The 23043-nt window shown below is 71.1% G+C and carries 18 protein-coding genes; 6 read left to right on the top strand and 12 right to left on the bottom strand.

Annotated elements, in window-relative coordinates; translation table 11 throughout:
- Positions 1–82: 82 nt before the first annotated feature.
- The 4 genes from whiA to uvrC are packed head-to-tail and all read right to left on the bottom strand — an operon-like array spanning position 83 to position 5605.
- Positions 83–1120, bottom strand: coding sequence for a DNA-binding protein WhiA (whiA, locus tag ACH4RC_RS09510; RefSeq protein WP_398197437.1), 1038 nt, complete (start codon positions 1118–1120; stop codon positions 83–85).
- Positions 1111–2148, bottom strand: coding sequence for a uridine diphosphate-N-acetylglucosamine-binding protein YvcK (gene yvcK / locus ACH4RC_RS09505; RefSeq protein ID WP_398197434.1), 1038 nt, complete (start codon positions 2146–2148; stop codon positions 1111–1113). The genes whiA and yvcK overlap by 10 nt, the downstream gene beginning before the upstream one ends.
- Positions 2145–3215 (bottom strand): RNase adapter RapZ, encoded by a 1071-nt coding sequence (gene rapZ, locus ACH4RC_RS09500; protein ID WP_398197432.1) that lies wholly within the window; start codon positions 3213–3215, stop codon positions 2145–2147. The genes yvcK and rapZ overlap by 4 nt, the downstream gene beginning before the upstream one ends.
- Positions 3212–5605 (bottom strand): excinuclease ABC subunit UvrC, encoded by a 2394-nt coding sequence (gene uvrC / locus ACH4RC_RS09495; RefSeq protein ID WP_398197429.1) that lies wholly within the window; start codon positions 5603–5605, stop codon positions 3212–3214. The genes rapZ and uvrC overlap by 4 nt, the downstream gene beginning before the upstream one ends.
- 143 nt (positions 5606–5748) lie before the next feature.
- On the opposite strand from uvrC, the gene ACH4RC_RS09490 reads away from it, so the two are divergent.
- Complete coding sequence (locus tag ACH4RC_RS09490) at positions 5749–6780, top strand: hypothetical protein (protein WP_398197426.1); 1032 nt, start codon at positions 5749–5751, stop codon at positions 6778–6780.
- Positions 6781–6904: 124 nt separating this feature from the next.
- Here ACH4RC_RS09490 and ACH4RC_RS09485 read toward each other — a convergent pair whose 3' ends face one another.
- Positions 6905–7336, bottom strand: coding sequence for a Rieske (2Fe-2S) protein (locus tag ACH4RC_RS09485; RefSeq protein WP_398197425.1), 432 nt, complete (start codon positions 7334–7336; stop codon positions 6905–6907).
- A gap of 279 nt (positions 7337–7615) precedes the next feature.
- Here ACH4RC_RS09485 and ACH4RC_RS09480 point away from each other — a divergent pair, with 279 nt between their 5' ends.
- Positions 7616–8545, top strand: a complete 930-nt coding sequence (locus ACH4RC_RS09480; protein ID WP_398197422.1) for a carbohydrate kinase — start codon at positions 7616–7618, stop codon at positions 8543–8545.
- A gap of 81 nt (positions 8546–8626) precedes the next feature.
- Here ACH4RC_RS09480 and uvrA read toward each other — a convergent pair whose 3' ends face one another.
- The gene (gene uvrA / locus ACH4RC_RS09475) at positions 8627–11698 is read right to left on the bottom strand and encodes an excinuclease ABC subunit UvrA (RefSeq protein ID WP_398197420.1); all 3072 of its coding nucleotides are present in this window, start codon (positions 11696–11698) and stop codon (positions 8627–8629) included.
- A 261-nt stretch (positions 11699–11959) separates the two neighbouring features.
- Here uvrA and ACH4RC_RS09470 point away from each other — a divergent pair, with 261 nt between their 5' ends.
- Complete coding sequence (locus ACH4RC_RS09470) at positions 11960–12694, top strand: maleylpyruvate isomerase family mycothiol-dependent enzyme (protein WP_398197419.1); 735 nt, start codon at positions 11960–11962, stop codon at positions 12692–12694.
- Positions 12695–12703: 9 nt separating this feature from the next.
- Positions 12704–13360: an MBL fold metallo-hydrolase gene (locus ACH4RC_RS09465; protein ID WP_398197417.1), complete on the top strand. Its 657-nt coding sequence runs from the start codon at positions 12704–12706 to the stop codon at positions 13358–13360.
- 13 nt (positions 13361–13373) lie between these two features.
- Here the strand turns inward: ACH4RC_RS09465 and aroQ are convergent, their stop codons facing one another.
- The 6 genes from aroQ to ACH4RC_RS09435 form a co-directional block, all read right to left on the bottom strand.
- Positions 13374–13847, bottom strand: a complete 474-nt coding sequence (aroQ, locus tag ACH4RC_RS09460; RefSeq protein ID WP_398197416.1) for a type II 3-dehydroquinate dehydratase — start codon at positions 13845–13847, stop codon at positions 13374–13376.
- A 309-nt stretch (positions 13848–14156) separates the two neighbouring features.
- On the bottom strand, positions 14157–15152 hold the full coding sequence (locus ACH4RC_RS09455; protein WP_398197414.1) for a TerC family protein: 996 nt from the start codon (positions 15150–15152) through the stop codon (positions 14157–14159).
- Positions 15153–15416: 264 nt separating this feature from the next.
- On the bottom strand, positions 15417–17318 hold the full coding sequence (locus tag ACH4RC_RS09450) for a TerD family protein (RefSeq protein ID WP_398197412.1): 1902 nt from the start codon (positions 17316–17318) through the stop codon (positions 15417–15419).
- A gap of 10 nt (positions 17319–17328) precedes the next feature.
- Complete coding sequence (locus ACH4RC_RS09445) at positions 17329–17895, bottom strand: TerD family protein (RefSeq protein ID WP_398197410.1); 567 nt, start codon at positions 17893–17895, stop codon at positions 17329–17331.
- Between the two features lie 189 nt (positions 17896–18084).
- Positions 18085–20220: an excinuclease ABC subunit UvrB gene (uvrB, locus tag ACH4RC_RS09440; RefSeq protein ID WP_398197407.1), complete on the bottom strand. Its 2136-nt coding sequence runs from the start codon at positions 20218–20220 to the stop codon at positions 18085–18087.
- 60 nt (positions 20221–20280) lie between these two features.
- Positions 20281–21129, bottom strand: a complete 849-nt coding sequence (locus tag ACH4RC_RS09435) for an MHYT domain-containing protein (RefSeq protein ID WP_398197404.1) — start codon at positions 21127–21129, stop codon at positions 20281–20283.
- Positions 21130–21399: 270 nt separating this feature from the next.
- Here ACH4RC_RS09435 and ACH4RC_RS09430 point away from each other — a divergent pair, with 270 nt between their 5' ends.
- On the top strand, positions 21400–22275 hold the full coding sequence (locus ACH4RC_RS09430) for a glycerophosphodiester phosphodiesterase (RefSeq protein ID WP_398197402.1): 876 nt from the start codon (positions 21400–21402) through the stop codon (positions 22273–22275).
- 105 nt (positions 22276–22380) lie between these two features.
- The gene (locus ACH4RC_RS09425) at positions 22381–22992 is read left to right on the top strand and encodes a methylated-DNA--[protein]-cysteine S-methyltransferase (RefSeq protein ID WP_398197399.1); all 612 of its coding nucleotides are present in this window, start codon (positions 22381–22383) and stop codon (positions 22990–22992) included.
- The last annotated feature ends 51 nt before the right edge of the window (positions 22993–23043 follow it).

Here is a 23043-nt window from a genome sequence, read left to right as displayed (position 1 = left end):
GAAAGCGGTGGCGGCGCCTCCGTGGGCGCCGCCACCGCATCGCCTCCGCGCGCGGGGGCCGTGGGTACCTCTGTGCTGCGGGTCAGCCCGCCATGTTCTCCGCGAGGTTCTCGGCCATCTCCTCGGCCATCTCCTCCACCAGCTCCTCGGCCAGCTCCTCCGTCAGGCTCGACTCCGTGCCGGGGATGCCGAGATCCTGGGCGCGCTTGTCGGCCATGGCGAGCAGGCGCCGGATGCGGCCCGCGACCGCGTCCTTGGTCAGCGGCGGGTCCGCGAGAGCGCCCAGCTCCTCCAAGGAGGCCTGCTTGTGCTCCATGCGCAGGCGGCCCGCGGCGGCCAGGTGCTCGGGGACCTCGTCGGCGAGGATCTCCAGGGCGCGCTGCACGCGGGCGCCCGCGGCGACGGCCGCGCGGGCCGAGCGGCGCAGGTTCGCGTCGTCGAAGTTGGCGAGGCGGTTCGCGGTGGCGCGGACCTCGCGGCGCATCCGCCGCTCCTCCCAGGCCAGCACCGACTCGTGCGCGCCCATCCGGGTGAGCAGCGCGCCGATCGCGTCGCCGTCACGGACGACCACGCGGTCCACGCCGCGCACCTCACGCGCCTTCGCCGCGATGGACAGCCGGCGCGCGGCGCCGACCAGGGCGAGCGCGGCCTCCGGGCCCGGGCAGGTCACCTCCAGGGAGCTGGAGCGGCCGGGCTCGGTCAGCGAGCCGTGCGCCAGGAACGCGCCGCGCCAGGCCGCCTCCGCGTCGCAGGTGGCCCCCGAGACCACCTGCGGCGGCAGGCCCCGGATCGGACGGCCGCGGCCGTCCACGAGCCCCGTCTGGCGGGCCAGCTGGTCGCCGCCCGCGACCACCCGTACGACAAAACGCGAACCGCGGCGCAGCCCGCCCGGCGCCATCACGATCAGCTCCGAGCCGTGCCCGAAGATCTCGAGAATGTCCCGCTTGAGCCGCCGTGCGGCCATCCCGAGGTCCAGCTCCGCCTCGATCACGATGCGGCCGCTCACCAGGTGAAGGCCGCCCGCGAACCGCAGAATCGCCGAGACCTCGGCCTTTCTGCAGCAGGTCCGGGTGACGGGGAGCCGGGAGATCTCGTCCTTCACCGCTGCCGTCATCGCCATGGGCCGATCCTTCCATGCATCCGAAAAATACGGTCGTACGCGGCGGCCAACAGCTCCGGATCATGGATCGGAGTCCCATCGGGCCTGGCCACCGGCGCCAGCTCGACCGCGGCACCGAAACGCTCCTTGGCGGTGTCGGTCAATGACGCGCGGTCGGGCACGGCGGCCTCGTCGGCCAGCACCACGTCCAGGGCGAGTTTAGGGGCGTGTCGTCCCAAAACCTCCAAATGACGCTGCGGGGAGAAGCCATCGGTTTCTCCGGGTTGCGGAGCGAGGTTGAGCGAGAGGACCCGGCGCGCCTTCGTCTCGACGAGCGCGTCGAGCAGTTCGGGGACGAGCAGATGCGGGATCACGGAGGAGAACCAGGAGCCCGGGCCGAGCACCACCCAGTCCGCGTCGAGCACGGCGGCGACGGCCTCCGGCACGGCCGGCGGGTCGTTCGGCACGAGGTGCACGGACTGCACCTCGCCGGGGGTGAGCGCGACCGTCGCCTGCCCCCTGACCGTGTCCACGTCGTCCGGCCGCTCCGGGTCGTGGCCCTTGACCAGCGCCTGCAGCTCCAGCGGCACCGCCGACATGGGCAGCACGCGCCCGTGCGCGCCCAGCAGCTTGCCGACCAGGTCGAGCGCCTGCACATGGTCGCCGAGCTGCTCCCACAGGGCGACGATCAGCAGATTGCCGACCGCGTGTTCGTTCAACTCGCCCGGTGAGTGGAAACGGTGCTGGATGACGCGGGCCCAGGTCTGGCCCCAGTCGTCGTCGCCGCACAGCGCCGCGAGCGCCTTGCGCAGGTCGCCCGGCGGCAGCACGCCCAGCTCGTCGCGGAGACGGCCGCTGGAGCCTCCGTCGTCGGCGACCGTGACGACGGCGGTCAGGTCGCCGGTGATGCGGCGCAGCGCGGCAAGCGATGCGGACAGGCCCATGCCGCCGCCCAGGGCCACGACCTTGGGGGTCGCGCCCCTGCGGCGCATCGCCGGTGCGTTCCTACGGCTCAGCCTGCTGGTGAGCCGTAGCGTGCGTCCTGTCATTCGCGGCCCATGTCCCGGTGGACGACCACGGTCTCCACACCCTGCGACACCAGTTGGGCGGCGAGCTTCTCCGAGGTGGCGACGGAACGGTGCTTGCCGCCCGTACAGCCGACGGCGATGGTCACGTACCGCTTGCCCTCGCGGCGGTAGCCCGCGGCGATCAGCTGGAGCAGCTCGGTGTAGCGGTCGAGGAACTCCTTGGCGCCGGGCTGCGAGAAGACGTAGTTGGAGACCTCTTCGTTGAGCCCGGTGAAGGGGCGCAGCTCGGGAACCCAGTGCGGATTGGGCAGGAACCGCATGTCCACGACGAGGTCGGCGTCGACGGGCAGCCCGTACTTGAAGCCGAACGACATGACCGTGGCCCGCAGCTCCGGCTCCTCCTCGCCCGCGAACTGGGCGTCCATCTTCGCGCGCAGCTCGTGCACGTTGAGGCTGGAGGTGTCGATGACGAGGTCGGCGTCGCCGCGCAGCTCGCGCAGGAGTTCGCGTTCGGCGGCGATGCCGTCGACGATGCGGCCGTCGCCCTGGAGGGGGTGCGGGCGGCGCACCGACTCGAAGCGGCGCACCAGGGCGTCGTCGGAGGACTCCAGGAAGACGATGCGGCGGGTGACGTGCTTGGACTCCAGGTCGGCCAGGGAGTCCCGGAGGTTGTCGAAGAACCGCCGCCCTCGTACGTCGACGACGACGGCGATCCGGGCGACATTGCCCTGCGAGCGGGCGCCCAGCTCCACCATCGTCGGGATGAGCGCGGGTGGCAGGTTGTCCACGACGAACCAGCCGAGGTCCTCCAGGCACTTCGCCGCGGTGGAACGGCCCGCGCCGGACATCCCGGAGATGATCACCAGCTCGGGGATGACGGCTTCCGGGATGCCCGGGGCGTCGATCTTCCCGCTGCTCGTGGCGCTGCCAGTACTGCTGCTCGTCGCGCTGCTCGTGCCGCTGCTCGTGCCGCTACTCACCTGTACTCCGTGCTCCGCTTCCGCCGGTGCGGGTCGGCTGTGCGCCGGGCCGCCGGTATCGCTGCTGCCGCTGATATTGCTGCTTACCTGCTCGTCGTACTCGCTCATGGCTCCTGCCCCCGTCGTTCATCCGAGGCACCCGCCCCAACGGGCGCCTCACCGGCCCGCACGCCTGCCGCGCGCGCCGTGGTGGTGTCCTGGTTGTGCTGTGCGCCGTGCGCCGGGCTGTCTTCTGGGCTGACCTGTGTGTGGTGCTGGGTGTCGCCCGGGGTGTTGTCGCCGGCGTCGCGCTGAGCGCCGCTCCGGGCTCCGTCGTCGGCGTCCCTCGCACCGGCCTGGCGGACGTCGTCGCTGTTCGCGTGCCGGTCCACCGCGGTGTCCTCGGCCGGGGCGTCCTCGGCCGGGGCGTCCTCGGCCGGGGCGTCCGTCCGAGCGTCGGCGGCGGCATCCTGCCGGAGACCTTCGCCGTCCCTCCGGGTGGAGCCCGGCCGTTCGGCGTCCGCCGGGTCCGGGGCCTCGTCCTCCAGGATCTCACCGGTCGTCATGTTCACCGCGGGCGCGGCCGGCTCCGCCTTCGCGAACGCCGCCACGATCGTTTCTGCCGTCTTGCGGCCTATGCCGGGGACCTCACAGATCTGGTCGATCGTTGCGGCGCGGAGGCGTTTGACGGAGCCGAAGTGCTTGATGAGGGCCTGTTTGCGGGTGTCGCCGAGGCCGGGGACGTCGTCGAGGGGGCCCGCGCGGAAGCGCTTGGCGCGCTTGGTGCGCTGGTAGGTGATGGCGAAGCGGTGCGCCTCGTCGCGGACGCGCTGGAGGAGGTAGAGGCCCTCGCTGGTGCGGGGCAGGACGACGGGGTCCTCCTCGCCCGGCACCCACACCTCTTCGAGCCGCTTGGCGAGGCCGCAGACGGCGACGTCGTCGATGCCCAGTTCGTCCAGAGCCCGCTTGGCGGCAGCCACCTGCGGCTGGCCGCCGTCCACCACGACGAGCTGCGGCGGGTACGCGAACTTCTTGGGGCGGCCGTCCTCCTCCGTGAGGGTGGACTCGCTCGGCCCGTCCTCGTCGAGCGGCTCCGCGTCGGACCACTCCCCCGACTTCTCCTGCGCGGAGAGGTACCGCTTGAAGCGCCGGGTGATCACTTCGTGCATGGACCGGACGTCGTCCTGCCCCTCGAACCCCCTGATCTGGAAGCGCCGGTACTCGCTCTTGCGGGCGAGGCCGTCCTCCAGGACCACCATGGAGGCCACGACGTCGTCGCCCTGGAGGTGCGAGATGTCGTAGCACTCGATGCGCAGCGGCACGCTGTCCAGGCCGAGCGCCTCGGCGATCTCCTCAAGCGCGCGCGAACGCGTGGTGAGGTCGGAGGCGCGCTTGGTCTTGTGCAGGGCGAGCGCGTGCAGCGCGTTCCTGTGCACGGTCTCCATCAGCGCCTTCTTGTCGCCGCGCTGCGGAATGCGCAGCGAGACACCCGACCCGCGCCGCTCGGTGAGCCACGCCTGGACGGGCTCGACCGGATCGGGCAGCGCCGGGACCAGGACCTCCTTGGGGACGGCGTCCCCGCTCTCCTCCCCGTAGAGCTGCTGCAGCGCGTGCTCGACCAGGTCGCCGCTCGTGACCGCCTCGACCTTGTCGGTGACCCAGCCGCGCTGGCCCCGGACGCGCCCGCCGCGTACGTGGAAGATCTGGACGGCGGCCTCCAGCTCGTCCTCCGCGAGGGCGATGAGGTCGGCGTCGGTGGCGTCCGCGAGGACGACCGCGCTCTTCTCCATCGCCTTGCGCAGGGCGCCGACATCGTCGCGCAGCCGGGCCGCGCGCTCGTACTCCATGTCCTCGGCGGCCTCCGCCATGTCCTTCTCCAGGCGGCGGATGTACGTGTTCGTGCGCCCGGTCATGAAGTCGCAGAACTCCTCGGCCAGCTCCCGGTGCTCCTCGGGCGTGACACGGCCCACGCACGGGGCGGAGCACTTGCCGATGTACCCGAGCAGGCAGGGGCGGCCGGTCCGCGCGGCGTTCTTGAACACGCCCGCGGAGCACGTACGGACCGGGAAGACGCGAAGGAGCAGGTCGACGGTGTCGCGGATCGCCCACGCGTGCCCGTACGGGCCGAAGTAGCGCACGCCCTTCTTCTTCTGGCCGCGCATCACCTGGACGCGCGGATACTCCTCGTTCATCGTGACCGCGAGGTACGGGTAGCTCTTGTCGTCGCGGTACTTGACGTTGAACCGGGGGTCGTACTCCTTGATCCAGGAGTACTCCAGCTGCAGCGCCTCGACCTCCGTACGCACCACCGTCCACTCCACGGAGGCGGCCGTGGTGACCATGGTGCGCGTACGGGGGTGCAGGTTCGCCAGGTCCTGGAAGTAGTTCGCCAGGCGCTGGCGCAGGCTCTTCGCCTTTCCGACGTAGATCACCCGGCGGTGCTCGTCGCGGAACCTGTACACCCCTGGGGAGTCGGGAATCTGTCCCGGCTTGGGGCGGTAGCTGGAGGGGTCGGCCATGTCAGACACCCTACTGGCGGGGTGTGACAGTCCGGCGCTCCTGGGGACGGGGCTCGCGCACCGGCCGCCCAGGGGGCTTGTCGAGTGCAGGACAACAACGCTTCAATGCCGGGTGCCCCCACGCGCGGACGGCAGGAGACCTGATGCGGCTCGGCGAACGGCACGATCTATATGACCTGCACGACCGGCACGACCGGCATGACCTGCATGACCGGCACGACCGGCTCGATCAGCAGGAACCACACTTACCGGTCGCGCAGGCCCCCGCTCTGGAGGCGGTCCTGCGCACCGGCCCGTTCCACCTCGCCCTGCGCGCCGCGATCGCCGCGCGACGGCTGCCGCTGCACCGGGTCCAGCACCACCTGTCCCGCCACGGCATCAAGGTCGGCGTCACCAGCCTCAGCTACTGGCAGCAGGGCGCCCGGCGCCCCCAGCGCTCCGAGTCCATGCGGGCCGTTCGCGCCCTGGAGGAGATCCTCGACCTGCCCGAGGAGTCACTGATCCGGCTGCTCGGCCCGGCCGTCCCCACGGGCGCGCCCCAGCGGCCAGCGGCGCGCCCGTACCGCTCCCTCGTCGAGGCGTCCGGCGTCCGGGACCGGCTGCTCGCCGACCTCGGGGCCCCGCCGGACGGCGGCCTGCACAGCGTCGGACAGCACGAACGGGTCCGCATCGGGCCGCGCAGGCAACTGCTCGGCAGGGACTCCCAGCATGTCGTACGCGCCCATCGCGACGGGGTGGACCGCTACGTCGCCGTCCACCAGGGCGATCCCGGTTGCTCGCCGGGCGACGTCGCCGTGCACGCCATGGAGAACTGCCGTACGGGCCGGGTGCGCTGGGACGGCGGAACCGGCGTCCTGGTGGCGGAGCTGCTCTTCGACACGCGGCTGCGCGCCGGGGAGACCCATCTGTTCCGCTACGGCTTCGAGGACGGCACGGCCGGTGCCTCGACGGAGTACGTCCGCGGGTTCGGCGGCGCGGGCGGACAGTACGTACTGCAGGTCGCGTTCGCCGACGACGCGCCGCCCCTGCGCTGTCACCGGTTCGCCCAGCAGTCGACGGCCGCGCCGCGCGCCGGCCGCCAGGAGCTGACGCCGGCCGGGCGGCCCCGGTCGGTGCATCTGGTGGAGCAGCCGGTACGGGCGGGGCTCCTCGGGATCGGCTGGGACTGGGAATAGGCCCTGGCCCTGGCCCTGGGCCCGGGACTGGGACTGGGCCTCTCGGCCCGGGAGTAAGCCCCCTGGCTCGGGAGTAGGCCCCTGGCCCAGGAGCAAGCCGCTTAACCCGAATGCGTCGTACTGGCTACTTCTGCGGGCCCGCCACGATCTTCCCGCCCTCGACCTTCACCGACAGCTCCTCCAGCGGCGTCGTCGCCGGGGCGTGCAGCACCCTGCCGGTCGTGGCGTCGAACTTGCTGCCGTGACAGTTGCAGGTCAGCTCCGTGCCCTTCAGCATCCCGATGGGGCATCCGGCGTGCGTGCAGATGGTGCTGAAGGCCCGGTACTGCCCGCCCTCCGCACGGCTGACGACGACATGCTCGTCCTTGTAGAGCTTCGCCCCGCCCTCGGGCACCTCGTCGGCCCTGCCGAGGTCGACCGGCGCGGTGGGCGCGGCCGCCGCGCCGCCGCCGGAGCCGGTGGAGCAGGCGGTCAGTCCGAGACCGGCCGTCCCCGCGACGGCGGCGCCGCGCAGGGCGGTGCGGCGGGAGATACGGGAAGGGGTGGTGCCGGACATCTGGGCTCCATGAACGTGAACGCGCCTGGTCGGACGGGAACGGACGTGCGTGACAGATCAGACGATACCGACGAGCATCCGCCCGCTTCCGACGCCCCCGCACTGCCCGGGGCCACCCGGCCCCGCACTGCCCGAACCCACGGCCCCCGTGCCCGTACCCCCGCCGGACCGTGCCCGTGTCCGGGACGCCTGCTGACCGCCGGGCCAGGACGTTCTACCCTGCCGTCGGCACCCGGGGCGCGCCCCGCGCCGTCCACCCCCCTTCCGAGAGGAACCACCGTGATCGTCGTCGCCGGAGAGGCCCTGATCGACCTCGTCCCGTTGAGCGCGGGCGGTGACGGCGGCGCCCCGGCGCTGCGTGCGCTCGCGCCCCGGCTCGGCGGCGGCCCGTACAACACGGCGGTGGCGCTCGGCCGGCTCGGCTCCGCGACCGCCTTCTGCTCGCGCGTGTCCCGCGACGCGTTCGGCGAGGCCCTGCTCGACGGGGTCCGGGCGGCCGGTGTGGACGTGGCCCCTGTCCAGCGTGGCGACGAGCCGACGACGCTGGCCGTCGCGTCCATCGGCGCGGACGGCTCGGCCGGATACACGTTCTACGTCGAGGGGACCGCCGACCGGCTGTTCGCGGTGCCGGACGCCCTGCCCGCGGGCACGCGCGCGGTGTCGTTCGGTACCTGCTCGCTCGTCCTGGAGCCGGGGGCGAGCGCGTACGAGGAGCTGATGCGCCGCGCCGCCGCGCAGGGCCTGTGCACCGCCCTCGACCCGAACATCCGGCCGGGCCTGATCCCGGACGCGGACGCCTACCGGGCCCGCTTCAAGAGCTGGCTGCCGTCGACCACCCTCCTCAAGCTCTCCGAGGAGGATGCCGAGTGGCTCGGCGGGACGCCCCGGGAGTGGCTGTCGGCGGGGCCCGCGGCCGTCGTGATCACCCGGGGCGGCGACGGGCTCACCGTCCTCACCCGGGACGGCGGCGAACAGTCGGTGCCGGGCGAGCGCGTCGACGTCGTGGACACGATCGGCGCGGGCGACACGGTCAACGCGGCGCTGCTGCACGGCCTCGCGCAGCAGGACGCCCTGTCGCCCTCGGGCGTCGCGGGCTTGAGCGGCGAGGACTGGGCCCGGCTGCTGCGCTTCGCGGCCCGCGCGGCGGCCGTCACGTGCTCCCGGGCGGGCGCCGAGCCGCCGTACGCGTCCGAGGTCGGCGCCGTTTAGCCGGCCGGGTCACTGAACGCAGTGCGCCCCGCGGGAGACTCCCGCGGGGCGCACTGATTGTCAGGCCGGTCAAGCGGCCGCTCAGGCCTTACGAGCCCGAGTCGTCGCCGCCTTCTTCGCCGCGGGCTTCTTCGCGGCCGACCGGGCGGCGGGCTTGCCGGCAGCCGACTTGGCCGTCTTGCTCGCGGCGGCCTTGCCGGAGGCCCTCGCCGTGGCCGTCTTCTTCGCCGGGGCCGCGCTCGCGGCCACCGTCTTCTTCCTCGCCGCGCTCTTGCGGGCCCGGCCGGCCGGCGCGGACGCGTCCGAGACCCGGTCGGCGCCGAGGACGTCCCGCAGGAACTTGCCGGTGTGGCTGGCCGGCTCGGACGCGACCTGCTCCGGGGTGCCCTCGGCGACGACGATGCCGCCGCCGCTGCCGCCCTCGGGGCCCATGTCCACGACCCAGTCCGCCGTCTTGATGACGTCCAGGTTGTGCTCGATGACGATGACCGAGTTGCCCTTGTCGACGAGGCCGGAGAGCACCGTGATCAGCTTGCTGATGTCCTCGAAGTGCAGACCGGTGGTCGGCTCGTCGAGCACGTACACCGTCCGGCCGGTGGAACGCTTCTGCAGCTCGCTGGCGAGCTTCACGCGCTGCGCCTCACCGCCCGACAGGGTCGGCGCGGACTGCCCGAGACGGACGTAACCGAGCCCGACGTCGTTCAGCGTCCTGAGGTGACGGGCGATCGCCGGGACGGCCTCGAAGAAGGCGAGGCCCTCCTCGATCGGCATGTCCAGGACCTCGGCGATGGACTTGCCCTTGTAGTGGACCTCCAGGGTCTCCCGGTTGTAACGGGCGCCGTGGCAGACCTCGCACGGGACGTACACGTCCGGCAGGAAGTTCATCTCGATCTTGATGGTGCCGTCGCCCGAGCAGTTCTCGCAGCGGCCGCCCTTGACGTTGAAGGAGAAGCGACCGGGCAGGTAACCCCGCACCTTCGCCTCCGTCGTCTCGGCGAACAGCTTGCGGACGTGGTCGAAGACACCGGTGTAGGTCGCCGGGTTGGACCGGGGCGTCCGGCCGATCGGCGACTGGTCGACGTGCACGACCTTGTCGACCAGGTCGTCGCCCTCCACGCGCGTGTGGCGGCCGGGAACGGAACGGGCGCCGTTCAGCTCGCGGGCCAGATGCGTGTACAGGATGTCGTTGACCAGCGTGGACTTGCCGGAGCCCGAGACACCGGTGACGGCCGTGAGGACACCGAGCGGGAAGGACACGTCGATGTCCCGCAGGTTGTTCTCCTTGGCGCCGTGCACGGTGAGCTGGCGCGACGGGTCCACGGGGCGCCGGAGGTCCGGGACCGGGATCGCCTTCTTGCCCGACAGGTACTGGCCCGTCATCGACTCGGCGTTGCTCAGCAGCTCCTTCAACGGGCCGCTGTGCACGACCTTGCCGCCGTGCTCGCCCGCGCCGGGGCCGATGTCCACGACCCAGTCGGCGACCTTGATGGTGTCCTCGTCGTGCTCGACCACGATGAGCGTGTTGCCCATGTCGCGCAGCCGGACCAGGGTCTCGATCAGGCGGTGGTTGTCGCGCTGGTGCAGACCGATGGACGGCTCGTCGAGCACGTACAGGACGCCTACGAGACCGGAGCCGATCTGGGTCGCGAGGCGGATGCGCTGGGCCTCGCCGCCGGAGAGGGTGCCGGCCGCGCGGTTCAGCGAGAGGTAGTCGAGGCCGACGTCGACGAGGAAGCGGAGCCGCTCGTTGACCTCCTTCAGGACGCGCTCGGCGATCTTCTTGTCGCGCGCGTTCAGCGTCAGCTCGGAGAGGAAGTCGGCGCAGTCGCTGATCGACATGGCCGAGACCTCGGCGATCGACTTCCCCATGACCGTGACGGCCAGGACGATCGGCTTGAGGCGCGTGCCCGCGCAGGTGGGACAGGGCACCTCGCGCATGTAGCCCTCGAAGCGCTCACGGCTGGAGTCCGACTCGGCCTCGCTGTGGCGGCGCTTCACGAACGGCACGGCGCCCTCGAACGGCGTCGTGTAGCGGCGCTCGCGCCCGTACCGGTTGCGGTAACGGACCTCGATCTGCGTCTTGTGGCCGTGGAGCAGGGCCTTCTTGGCGCGCTGCGGCAGCCCGGCGAACGGAATGTCCGTACGGAAGCCGAGGGCGTCGGCGAGCGCGCCGATGAGCCGCGCGAAGTAGTCCTTGGTGTGACCGTGCGACCAGGGGTGGATGGCACCCTCGTCGAGCGACTTCTCCTCGTCCGGGACGATCAGGTCAGGGTCGACCTCCATGCGCGTACCGATGCCCGTGCAGTCGGGGCAGGCGCCGAAGGGCGAGTTGAAGGAGAAGGAGCGGGGCTCCAGCTCCTCGAACGACAGGTCGTCGTGCGGGCAGTACAGGTGCTCCGAGTACATGCGCTCGCGCTCGGGGTCGTCCTCGGGGAGGTCGACGAAGTCGAGCACGACCATGCCGCCGGACAGGCCGAGCGCGGTCTCCACGGAGTCGGTCAGGCGGCGCTTGGCGGAGTCCTTCACGGTGAGGCGGTCGATGACCACCTCGATGGTGTGCTTCTCCTGCTTCTTCAGCGTCGGCGGCTCGGTGAGCTGGATCGTCTCGCCGTCCACACGCGCGCGGGAGTAGCCCTTGGTCTGCAGGTCGCTGAAGAGGTCGACGAACTCGCCCTTGCGCTCGCGCACCAGCGGCGAGAGCACCTGGAAGCGGCTGCCCTCGGGCAGCTCGAGCACCTTGTCGACGATGGCCTGCGGCGACTGGCGCGCGATGGGGCGGCCGCACTCGGGGCAGTGCGGCTTGCCGATGCGCGCGAAGAGCAGGCGCAGGTAGTCGTAGACCTCGGTGATGGTGCCGACCGTGGAGCGCGGGTTGCGCGAGGTCGACTTCTGGTCGATCGAGACGGCCGGGGAGAGGCCCTCGATGAAGTCGACGTCCGGCTTGTCCATCTGGCCGAGGAACTGGCGGGCGTACGAGGACAGCGATTCCACGTACCGCCGCTGTCCTTCGGCGAAGATCGTGTCGAACGCGAGCGAGGACTTGCCGGAGCCGGACAGACCGGTGAAGACGATGAGGGAGTCACGCGGGAGGTCGAGCGAGACATTCCGGAGATTGTGCTCGCGCGCGCCACGGACGATGAGACGGTCGGCCACGCCGGTCCGTACCTTTCCTTGGGAGAAGTAACAGGAAGCCCTGGGAACAGGAGTCCTGGGGGACAGGAAGCCCTGAGAAGCCTGCCGTTTTGAAGACTAGAGGGAGCCACTGACAACGCGGTCGGCTTCCCGTGTTCGGTGAACAAATCCGGACTTCCAAGAATGCCCGAAGCCGTCCTCGACCTTATAGCACGTACATTCGAATCCGGCGTGGTGTCGACCACCTTCACCCGAACGGGTGGGACCGCTACCGTCTGCGCCATGGATCATCACGAGCGTGACCTGCTGTCTGTACGTGAAGCGACCGAACGGCTGCTCGCCGCGGTCGGCACCCTGGACAACGCCGCTGTGACGCACCCGTCACGCCTGCCCGGCTGGAGCCGAGGTCATGTCCTCGCGCACCTGGCCCGCAACGCGGACGCGCTCGTCGACGTCCTCGCCGGACGCCCCATGTACGCGAGCGCGGAGGCGCGCGACGCCGACATCGAACGAGGCGCTCCGCGCGAGCTGCGCGCCCAGCTGGACGACGTACGGGAGAGCGCGGACCGCTTCCAGGCCTTCGGCGCCCGGGAGGCGGACTGGTCCCGCACGGTCGAGCTGCGCAACGGCATCAAGGACGTCGCCTCCCGCGTCCCCTTCCGGCGCTGGGTGGAGGTCGAACTGCACCATGTGGACCTCGGCATCGGCTACGAGCTGGAGGACCTGTCCGAGGAGTTCACGCAGCTGGAGATCGACTTCCTCGCGCAACGCTTCCGCGACCACCCCGGCCTGCCGCCGCTGCTGATCAAGCAGGACGACGGCCGCATGATCATGACGGGAGAGGTGCACGGCCTCCCCGTGGAGGAGATCGAGGCGGGCGCGGGTGCGGACCCGCAACCGGGCGTGTACGTCATCGAGGGCCGCCGGCCGGACCTGCTCGGCTGGCTGGCAGGCCGCAGGGACGGCGCGGCGCTCTCCGTCGACCGGGGCTCCCTGCCCGCGTTGCCCCCGCTATAGGCTGAGCGCATGACGTACAGCGGAGCGGTGAAGGTCGGCGGCGCGGCGGACGTGCACGAGCTGCAAGACCTGATGATCTCCAAGGTCGCGGTCGGGCCCATGGACAACAACGCCTATCTGCTGCGGTGCCGCGCGACCGACCAGCAGCTCCTCATCGACGCGGCGAACGAGGCGACGACGCTGCTCCGCCTCATCGGTGACGACGGCATCACGGCCGTCGTCACCACGCACCGCCACGGCGACCACTGGCAGGCCCTCGCCGAGGTCGTGGCCGCCACGCGCGCGTGCACGTACGCGGGGCGCGACGACGTCGAGGGCATCCCGGTGCCGACGCAGGTCCCGGTCGCCGACGGCGACACGATCGAGTTCGGCCACATCACGCTCACGGCCCGCCACCTCGTCGGCCACACCCCGGGCTCGATCGCCCTGGTCTACGACGACCCGCACGGCCACCCGCACGTCTTCACCGGCGACTGCCTCTTCCCGGGCGGCGTCGGCAACACGTGGAAGGACCCGGAGGCGTTCACCAGCCTCATCGACGACGTCGAGGCCAAGATCTTCACCCCGCTCCCCGACGAGACCTGGGTCTACCCGGGCCACGGCAACGACACGTCGCTGGGCGCCGAACGCCCGCACCTCCAGGAATGGCGCGCACGGGGCTGGTGACGGCCGCGCAGCACTAGGCCCGCGCCGCCCCCGGTGCCGCCAGCGACGCCACCCGTTCCACCCCGAACGCGTACCCCTGCACACCGCACCCGGCGATCACGCCGTCGGCGCGGAGCGAGATGTAGGAGTGGTGGCGGAAGGTCTCTCGCTGGTGGATGTTGGAGATGTGGACCTCGATCACGGGGAGGCCGTCGCAGGTGTTGAGGGCGTCGAGGAGCGCGACGGACGTGTGGGAGTAGGCGGCCGGGTTGATGACGACGCCGACGTGGTGCTCGCGGGCCTCGTGGATCCAGTCGACGAGTTCGCCCTCGTGGTTGGACTGGCGGAAGTCGACCGTGGCGCCGTGGGCGGCGGCCGCCTTGACGCAGAGGGCCTCGACGTCGGCGAGGGTGTCACGGCCGTAGATCTCGGGCTGGCGCTTGCCGAGGAGGTTCAGGTTCGGGCCGTTCAGGACCAGGATCGGCGCGGTGGCGAGGGTATGCGGCACAAGGACCTCCGTACGTCGGGCGGATGCTCCTCGTGGGTCTATCACGCGGGCGTCAGGGGGTGACCGCCGCCTCCGCGTACGCGGCCGGGATCACCAGGTGCACGCCGCCCCGGAGGGGCGTGGCGCAGCCCACGCAGGGCGGCGATGGTCTCCGGGAGCAGCACGCGCAGCGCGATGATCACGCCATGCGCTGCTCGAACCGGTCGAGCAGCTCCTTCGTCTCCTCCACAAGCAAACACCGGGTGGTGTGCGCGGCAACCTGCCGCCCACACCACCCGGTGCCGGTGATGCCTACGCCCGACGCGGGGGTCAGGCGTCGATGCTGTTGTCCTTGCGGTCACGTGCGGCCGCCGCATCCCGCTCCGCCTGCTTCTTGGAGGCGATGAGGCTGGTGATCGTGGTGATGATCAGGACGCCGCAGATGACGCCCAGGGAGACCGGAATGCTGATCTCCGGTACGTGCACCCCGTTCTCGTGCAGGGCGTGCAGGACCAGCTTCACACCGATGAAGCCGAGGATCACGGACAGGCCGTAGCTGAGGTGGACCAGCTTCTTGAGCAGGCCGCCGATGAGGAAGTACAGCTGGCGCAGGCCCATCAGCGCGAACGCGTTGGCCGTGAAGACGATGTACGGGTCCTGGGTCAGGCCGAAGATCGCGGGGATCGAGTCCATCGCGAAGAGCACGTCGGTCATGCCGATGGCGAGCATGACGACCAGGAGCGGCGTCATGATCTTCTTGCCGTGCTCACGGATGAAGAGCTTCGTGCCGTGGTAGCGGTCGGCGACGCCGAACTTCGTCTCGATGGACTTCAGGAGGCGGTTCTCCTCGAACTCCTCCTCCTCGTCGTCGGCCATCGCCTCCTTGACGAGCTTCCAGGCGGTGTAGATGAGGAACGCGCCGAAGATGTAGAAGACCCACGAGAAGTTGGCGATGACGGCGGCGCCCGCCGCAATGAAGATCGCCCGCAGCACGAGCGCGATCAGCACGCCGAACAGCAGCACGCGCTGCTGCAAATGGGTCGGCACCGAGAACTTCGCCATGATCAGGATGAAGACGAAGAGGTTGTCGACGCTGAGCGACTTCTCGGTGATGAAGCCCGCGAAGAACTCGCCGCCCGCCTGGCTGCTGCCCCAGATGGTCACGCCGACGCCGAAGAGCACGGCGAGTGCGATCCAGACGACGGTCCAGATCCCGGCTTCCTTGATGGATACGTCGTGGGGCTTGCGCCCGATGAAGAAGTCGACCGTGATCAGGGCACACAGACCAAGAATGGTCAGTACCCAAAGGGTCATCGATACGTCCACTGCGCCTCCGGCGTCGTACGGCTACTGATCAGCGTCGTCGCTGCCGGAGGTCTCTTCCACCCGGGCGCGCTGCGCGCCTCGGGCCGACGCCCCGGGATCGACGGCCATCGGGCCGCATCGTCCGTATTGACGGGAACGTCGCGCACGGGAGTACTCCCCTCCGCGTAAAGAAGAGTACTCGAAACACCCATGAAAGGTAAAGGTTTAGGTAAAGGTCATCTCAAAACCGCAGGTCAGACGCGCCTCAAAGGAGCAAAGAGAGGGTCAGAGGCCCCGCTCCTGCCGGGCCCTCGCCACCTCCGCCAGTACCTGGCGCAGGACCGCACTGCCGTCCGGTATCGCAGGCGGCTCGTACGTCCAGGCGTGTCCCACCCAGGGGTCGGCGAGGTGCTCGTCGGGGACCGGGGTCAGCCGCAGCAGTGCCCGCCACAGCGGGTCGAGGAGCGGGCCGTACTCGGCGGCGTCCTCGCGGTCGGCCACGAGCAGCAGGTGCACGCCGACGCGCGGGCCCTCGTCCGCGAGGTAGCGGAGCCGGGTCACCGCACGGTCGTCGAAGCCGTGCGGGAAGTCGTGCACGACAAGGAGTTGCTCGGCGACGTCGAGGCCGGGCGGCAGGGCGTCCACCGCGCCGCTGCGCACCGCCATCTGGACGAGGTCGACCCGCTCGGTCAGCCGGGTCAGCGTCTCGGCGACGCCCGCCGCGCCCCGGGCCACGGGAGCGGCGAGCACCCCGGCGTCGGCGAGCGGGGCGAGTGCGCCGGCCGCCGTGCCCGCCGGGTCGATGACGTGCACGCTGAACTCACCCGCCGGGTAGGCCGCGAGCAGCCGTGCCACCAGCTCGGTCGCCACGCGGGCGGCACGGGCCCGCAGCTCGTCGGCGTCCGCGAGCGCCTCCGGGTCGGACGCGCCCGCGTCGATCCACAGGCCGCGCTCGAGCGGCAGCCGGACCAGCATGGGGATGCGCAGGCCGACGCTGTCGCTCTCGGGCAGCCGCAGCTCGCCCAGGCGGACGGCCATGGGTATCTCCATGGGGCTGCGGTACGCGTGCCAGCACGGGTTGTCCCAGCCCGCGTACGTGGCCGGGAGCGCGGGTTCGACCACCTCGGACTCGGCGACGAGCTGGACCAGGTCCCGGTCGAGCGCCTCCCGCGCGCGGTCGACGAGGGCGGCGTGCTTGGCGGCGGCGGTCTCGCGGGCGGCGTCGGCCTGGCCGCCGATGCGGCTGCGCGGGTCGGAGAGGACCCGATCGAGCTCCTGCTCCATGCGGGAGTCGGCGAAGTCGACGGCGCTGCGGTAGGCGGCGGCGGTGCGGGCCAGGTCCTCGAACATGCCCCACACCTGGTTGTAGAGCCGCTCGTCCATGGACCAGCCGGTCGCGTCGCCGGCGACGGGAGCTGCGGGCCCGCCGCCCGGTCCGGCGACCGGGGCCGGGGCGGGCGGCGGAGGCGCCTGGCGGCCGGGGTGGGTGTAGTCGATGGGGCCGGGCGGGCCGCCGGGAGCCGGTGCGGGGGCGGGCGCGGCGGGCGGCACGGGGCTCGCCGCCTGTCCCGCCGTGGCCGCCGCGCGGACCTGGGGCTCGTCGGCGGGGCTTGGTGCGGGCGCCACGGTGCGGGCCAGGCCCTGGGCGACGGCCTGGTGGACGGCGCCCGCGAGGGCGTGAGCGTCGGGCACCCCCTGGTCGGCGAAGAGGGCGGCGAGCCCGTCGGCGTAGCCCTGGCCGACGGCGCGGACCTTCCAGGCGCCCTGTCTGCGGTACAGCTCCACGGCGGTGACGGCCGACTCGGTGTCGAGGCCGGTGATGGTGTAGCTGGCCACCTCGGCGCCGTCGAGCCCGGTGACCGCGACGTACGGGGCCGCCACCGCGCCGAACCGCGTGGGTCCGCCGGTGCCGAGCGGCAGGGCGAGCAGCACGGTCACGCGGTGCACGTGCTCGGGCATCGCGTCCAGGTCGACGGCGAGCCGGTGGTCGGCGGCGGCCTGGCGCGGCACTTCGAGCCCCGGCAGCGCGGGCGCGCCGGGGTGGGCGACGTGGCCGGGGCCGCGGACGGCGCCCCGGTCGTCGGCGAGCGTGGCGCCCGCGACGACCGGGCGGCCGGCCGACACCCGGATCTCCAGACGGGTCCGGGTCAGCGGGTGGTTCTGGCCCCGCACCAGTTCGGCCGCCATCTCGGGCCCGCTACAGGCCGGGCAGGATCGCGGGCATGAGGTCCTGGAACGTACGGCCGTTGGCCGCCGTGCCCAGGGCCGTCATCTTCCACCCCGCGCCGTCGCGGTGCACCTTCGCCATGATCTGCGCCGTGTACTGGCCGCCGCCGTCGAGCGTGTAGCGGGCCAGTTCCTCGCCGGTGGTCTCGTCGACCAGGCGGCAGAACGCGTTCTGCACTTCCTGGAAGGTCTGGCCGGTGAAGGAGTTGACCGTGAAGACGATCTGGTCGATGTGGACCGGGACGCGCGCCAGGTCGACGAGGATCGCCTCGTCGTCGCCGCCCTGTCCGACGCCGCCGACCAGGTTGTCACCGGTGTGCCGCACCGAGCCGTCGTCGCTGACGAGGTGGCGGAAGAAGACCACGTCCACGGGCTGCTTGTCGGCGAAGAGCACCGCGGAGGCGTCCAGGTCGATCTCCCGGGTACGGGTGCCGAACAGGCCGCGGCGCGGGGCGGCCTGCCAGCCGAGGCCCATGCGCACGGCGGTGAGGGTGCCTCCGCCCTTCTTCTCCAGGCTGATGGCCTGCCCCTTGGTCAAGCTGATGCCAGGACCCTTTGAAAAGTCGGCCGTCACGCGCTGTCCCCTCTCGAACCGTCCCCTGTTGCCGCGTCTTGCGCGCGGTGTGGCAAACCCTATGGGGCCCCACCGACAACGCCGCCACCGCGGTCGGGAATTTGTGGCGGCATTGCAACACAGCACCCACGCCGCCCTGCCCGTCGTGTGAGGTCAGGCGATGCCCGCCTCCCGCATCTGGCGCAGCTCCTTCTTCATCTCGGACACCTCGTCGCGAAGGCGCGCGGCGACCTCGAACTGGAGGTCCGCCGCGGCGGCCCGCATCCGGTCCGTCAGCTCCTCGATCTGCTCGGAGAGCTCGGCGGCGGGGCGGTCGGTGGGGACGGTCTCCGCCGCCTTGCCGCGCTTCTTCTTGCCGGTCTCCGCCTTGCCGAGCGAGGGGACGGGCGCCTTGGCGGGCTTTCCGTCCTTGCCGCCCTTGCGGTAGCCGGTGCCGAGCAGCGCCTCGGTGTCGACGTCCTCGCGCGCGATGGACGCCACGATGTCGTTGATCTTCTTGCGCAGCGGCTGCGGGTCGATGCCGTTCGCCTTGTTGTACGCGATCTGCTTCTCGCGGCGCCGGTTCGTCTCGTCGATGGCCTTCTCCATCGCCGGGGTGATCCGGTCGGCGTACATGTGGACCTGGCCCGACACGTTTCGGGCGGCGCGGCCGATGGTCTGGATCAGGGAGGTGCCGGAGCGCAGGAAGCCCTCCTTGTCGGCGTCGAGGATCGCGACCAGGGAGACCTCGGGCAGGTCGAGGCCCTCACGGAGCAGGTTGATGCCGACCAGGACGTCGTACTCGCCCGCGCGCAGCTCGCGAAGGAGCTCGATGCGGCGCAGGGTGTCGACATCGCTGTGCAGGTAGCGCACGTGGATGCCGAGCTCCACGAAGTAGTCCGTGAGGTCCTCGGCCATCTTCTTGGTGAGCGTGGTGACCAGGACGCGCTCGTCCTTCTCGGTGCGGGTGCGGATCTCGTGCACCAGGTCGTCGATCTGGCCCTCGGTGGGCTTGACCACGACCTCCGGGTCGACGAGGCCGGTGGGGCGGATGATCTGCTCGACGTAGCCGTCCCCGCGCGAGAGCTCGTAGTTGCCGGGCGTCGCCGACAGGTAGACGGTCTGGCCGACGCGCTCCTGGAACTCCTCCCACTTCAGCGGGCGGTTGTCGAGCGCGGACGGCAGCCGGAAGCCGTGGTCGACGAGGGTGCGCTTGCGGGAGGCGTCGCCCTCGTACATGGCGCCGATCTGCGGCACGGTGACGTGCGACTCGTCGATGACCAGGAGGAAGTCCTCCGGGAAGTAGTCGAGCAGCGTGTTCGGCGGGGAGCCGGGCTCGCGGCCGTCGAAGTGCATCGAGTAGTTCTCCACGCCGGAGCAGGTGCCGATCTGGCGGAGCATCTCGAGGTCGTAGGTGGTGCGCATGCGAAGGCGCTGGGCCTCCAGGAGCTTGCCCTGCTTCTCCATGCCGGTGAGGCGCTCGCCGAGCTCCTTCTCGATGTCGTTGACCGCGCGCTCCAGGCGCTCGGGGCCGGCGACGTAGTGCGAGGCGGGGAAGACGTAGAGCGACTGGTCCTCGCTGATGACCTCGCCGGTGAGGGGGTGCAGCGTGGACAGCGCCTCGATCTCGTCGCCGAACATCTCGATGCGGACGGCGAGCTCCTCGTAGACCGGGAAGATCTCGATGGTGTCACCGCGCACGCGGAAGGTGCCGCGCTGGAACGCCAGGTCGTTGCGCGTGTACTGGATGTCGACGAAGCGGCGCAGCAGCTCGTCCCGGTCGATCTCGGCACCGACCTTCAGGGGGACCATGCGGTCCACGTACTCCTGCGGCGTGCCCAGGCCGTAGATGCAGGAGACGGAGGCGACCACGACGACGTCCTTGCGGGTCAGCAGAGAGTTCGTCGCGGAGTGGCGCAGGCGCTCCACCTCCTCGTTGACCGAGGAGTCCTTCTCGATGTAGGTGTCCGACTGCGGGACGTACGCCTCGGGCTGGTAGTAGTCGTAGTACGAGACGAAGTACTCGACCGCGTTGTTCGGCAGCAGCTCGCGGAACTCGTTCGCCAGCTGGGCGGCGAGCGTCTTGTTCGGGGCCATCACCAGGGTGGGGCGCTGGAGCTTCTCGATCATCCACGCCGTGGTGGCGGACTTGCCGGTGCCGGTCGCACCGAGCAGGACGACATCCTTCTCGCCTGCGCGGATGCGCTTCTCCAGCTCGGCGATGGCCGTGGGCTGGTCGCCGCTGGGCTGGTACGGGCTGACGACCTCGAAGGGTGCCACCGTGCGTTCGATCTTCGTTACGGGCCGCATGAAATCAACCGTACGACCCGCCACTGACAACCGGGTGCGATCCGCCTCCGGACCGCCGCGTCACCAGCCGTGCGGGGCGCGCGGCGCCTGCCGCTCGGTGACGCCGCGGGGCCGCGGCACGCCCGCGCGTGAGAGGCCCTCCCGCTCCGCCTCCAGGGCGTCGCGCCAGTCGGGGCGGCCCATGACCATCAGCGGGTCGAACATGACGACGACGCCGGCCAGGAGCAGGAAGCACAGCGGGCCGATCAGCATCGGCGCGAGTATCCCGGTGGCCGAGTCGCCGCCGGGGGCGCCGGTGACGTCGCCGTGCGGGTGGACGCTGACGGCGGCCATCCCCATGTAGTGCATGCCGGAGACGGCGAGCCCCATGATCAGGCTCGCGCCGAGGCTCCACAGGATGCCGCGGACCTGGACGGCGGCCCACAGCGCGGCGGTGGCGGCCACCATGGCGATCACGACGGAGGCGCCGACGACGAAGGTGTTGTACTCGATCGTCGCGTGCAGCCGCATTCCGGCCATTCCCAGGTAGTGCATGGACGCGACCCCGAGCCCGGTGATCGTGCCGCCGGTGAACAGGGCGGGGCCGGTCGCGCCCTTGTAGCCGACGATGAAGACGCCGATGCCGACCATGACGATGGCGAGGCCCAGGCTCGCGAACGTCAGCGCCTTGTCGTAGTGGATCGGCACGTCCTCGACGGTGAAGCCCATCATGGCGATGAAGTGCATCGTCCAGATGCCCGAGCCGATCGCCGCGGAGCCGAGCGCGAGCCAGCCGGCGCGCCAGGTGCTGGCCACCCGGAGCGACCGTGTGGTGCACCGCAGCCCGAGGGCTCCGCCGAGGCAGGCCATGAAGTACGCCACCAATGGCGTAACCAGCCCATAACTGAAGCCGTCGACCGTCCCTTGCATGTGCCGCAGCCCTTCCGCCCGATTCCGTGCCCGAGATATCCGGTATGTTCCCTGTCAACGACCACTGGGGCGGCCGTGGTTGAGGCTGAGATTAAAGCGCACCCCGGAACGTCCGATTGATTTTCCGGCAAAGAAATCCGCGCTTCGAACGCGGGGTGGGTCCCTGTTGAGTAAATCCGTTCAACTTATGACCATCCTTCGCCTGTGTTCTGTTGGCCACTCCCTGTCAGTCTCGTCCCGTCCGTGTCTCACCACGCACGAGGAGCAGATGTGTACGTACGCGCAGTAGCCGCCCTGGCCACCGTGACCGGCTCCGCGGTCATCGGTGTCCTTGTCCTGCCCGCCGCCGCACAGGCCACCACCCGGCACGACAGTCCCGTGATAATCGCTCACCGCGGCGCCTCCGCCTACGCTCCCGAGAACACCCTCGAAGCCGTCGACGAGGCCGACGACCTCGGCTTCGACTGGGTCGAGAACGACGTGCAGCGCACCAAGGACGGCGCACTGGTCATCATCCACGACACGACCCTGAACCGGACGACCGACGTCGAGGAGCTCTACCCCGACCGCGCGCCCTGGAACGTGAAGGACTTCACCGCCGCCGAGATCGCCAAGCTCGACGCGGGCAGCTGGAAGGGCGCCGAGTTCGCCGGTCAGCGGGTGCCGACCCTGCATCAGTACCTGCGGCGCGTGGACCACAACCGCCAGAAGCTGCTCATGGAGATCAAGTCGCCCGAGCTGTACCCGGGCATCGAGGCGCAGATCATGCGCGAGCTGCGCAAGGACGGCTGGCTGAGCCGGGGGCACGTCAAGCGCCGCCTGGTGATCCAGAGCTTCAGCGCGGACAGCGTACGGACGGTCCACACGCTGCGCCCGGACATCATCACGGGGTTCCTGGGCACGCCCGCCGTCGCCGAGCTGCCCTCCTACGCGGCGTTCACGGACCAGATCAACCCGAGCAACACCACGCTCTCCGCGGACTACGTGAAGGCCGTGCACGCCCTCAAGGGTGTGCACAAGAAGCCGCTCGAGGTCCACACCTGGACGGTCAACGACGCGGCGACCACACAGCGGGTGGCCGGGTACGGCGTCGACGGGATCATCACGAACGCGCCGGACGTGGTGCGCAGGGCCCTCCGCGGCTGACGCCCTCCGGGTGCGCGGCGGGCGTTGTCGGTCGGCGCCCGGACCACGACCGCCGGAAACCGGGGATCGGCGTCGATGTCAGTGGCCGGCTCTAACGTGGTCGGTATGGACGCCACTGGGCAGGATTCCGCTGAGCAGCGGACCGTCGGTCAGGACACCACCGTCGGTCACGACGCCGTCGGCCGAGGCCGGGTCGTGTGGGCCGTCATGCCCAGCGACATCGGGCCGCTGCTGCTCGCCGCCACGGAGGAAGGCCTGGTGAGCGTGGTCTTCCACGCCACCGACGCGGTACGGGACGACATACTCGGCCGGCTCGGCGCCCGCTTCGGGGCCGCGCCGGCCGAGGCCCCGGACGCACCGCTCGTCGCGGCGGCGCGGGGGCAGCTCGCGGAGTACTTCGCCGGGCGGCGCCGCGCCTTCGACCTCCCGCTCGACTGGTCGCTGATCGCCGGGTTCAACCGGGAGGTGCTGCGCGCGCTGGCGTCCGGGGTGCCGTACGGGGCGGTCGTCGGGTACGGGGAGCTGGCCGCGCGGGTCGGGCAGCCCGGGGCCGCGCAGGCGGTCGGCGCCGCGATGGGGGCGAATCCCCTGCCGGTCGTGGTGCCGTGCCATCGGGTGGTGGAGCGGGACGGAGGGATCGGGGGGTTCGGGGGCGGGCTCGAGACCAAGCGGAAGTTGCTCGCGCTGGAGGGGGTGTTGCCCGAGCCTCTCTTCTGAGAGGGTCCGGGCGGGTCCTTCGAACGCCGTCGCGCCGTTCGGGCTCCGGCT

This window comes from Streptomyces sp. NPDC016845, assembly GCF_044332585.1.
Classification (GTDB): Bacteria; Actinomycetota; Actinomycetes; order Streptomycetales; family Streptomycetaceae; genus Streptomyces.
Note: the sequence above shows the minus strand (reverse complement) of the source record. Positions and strands in the feature narration are given on the sequence as shown.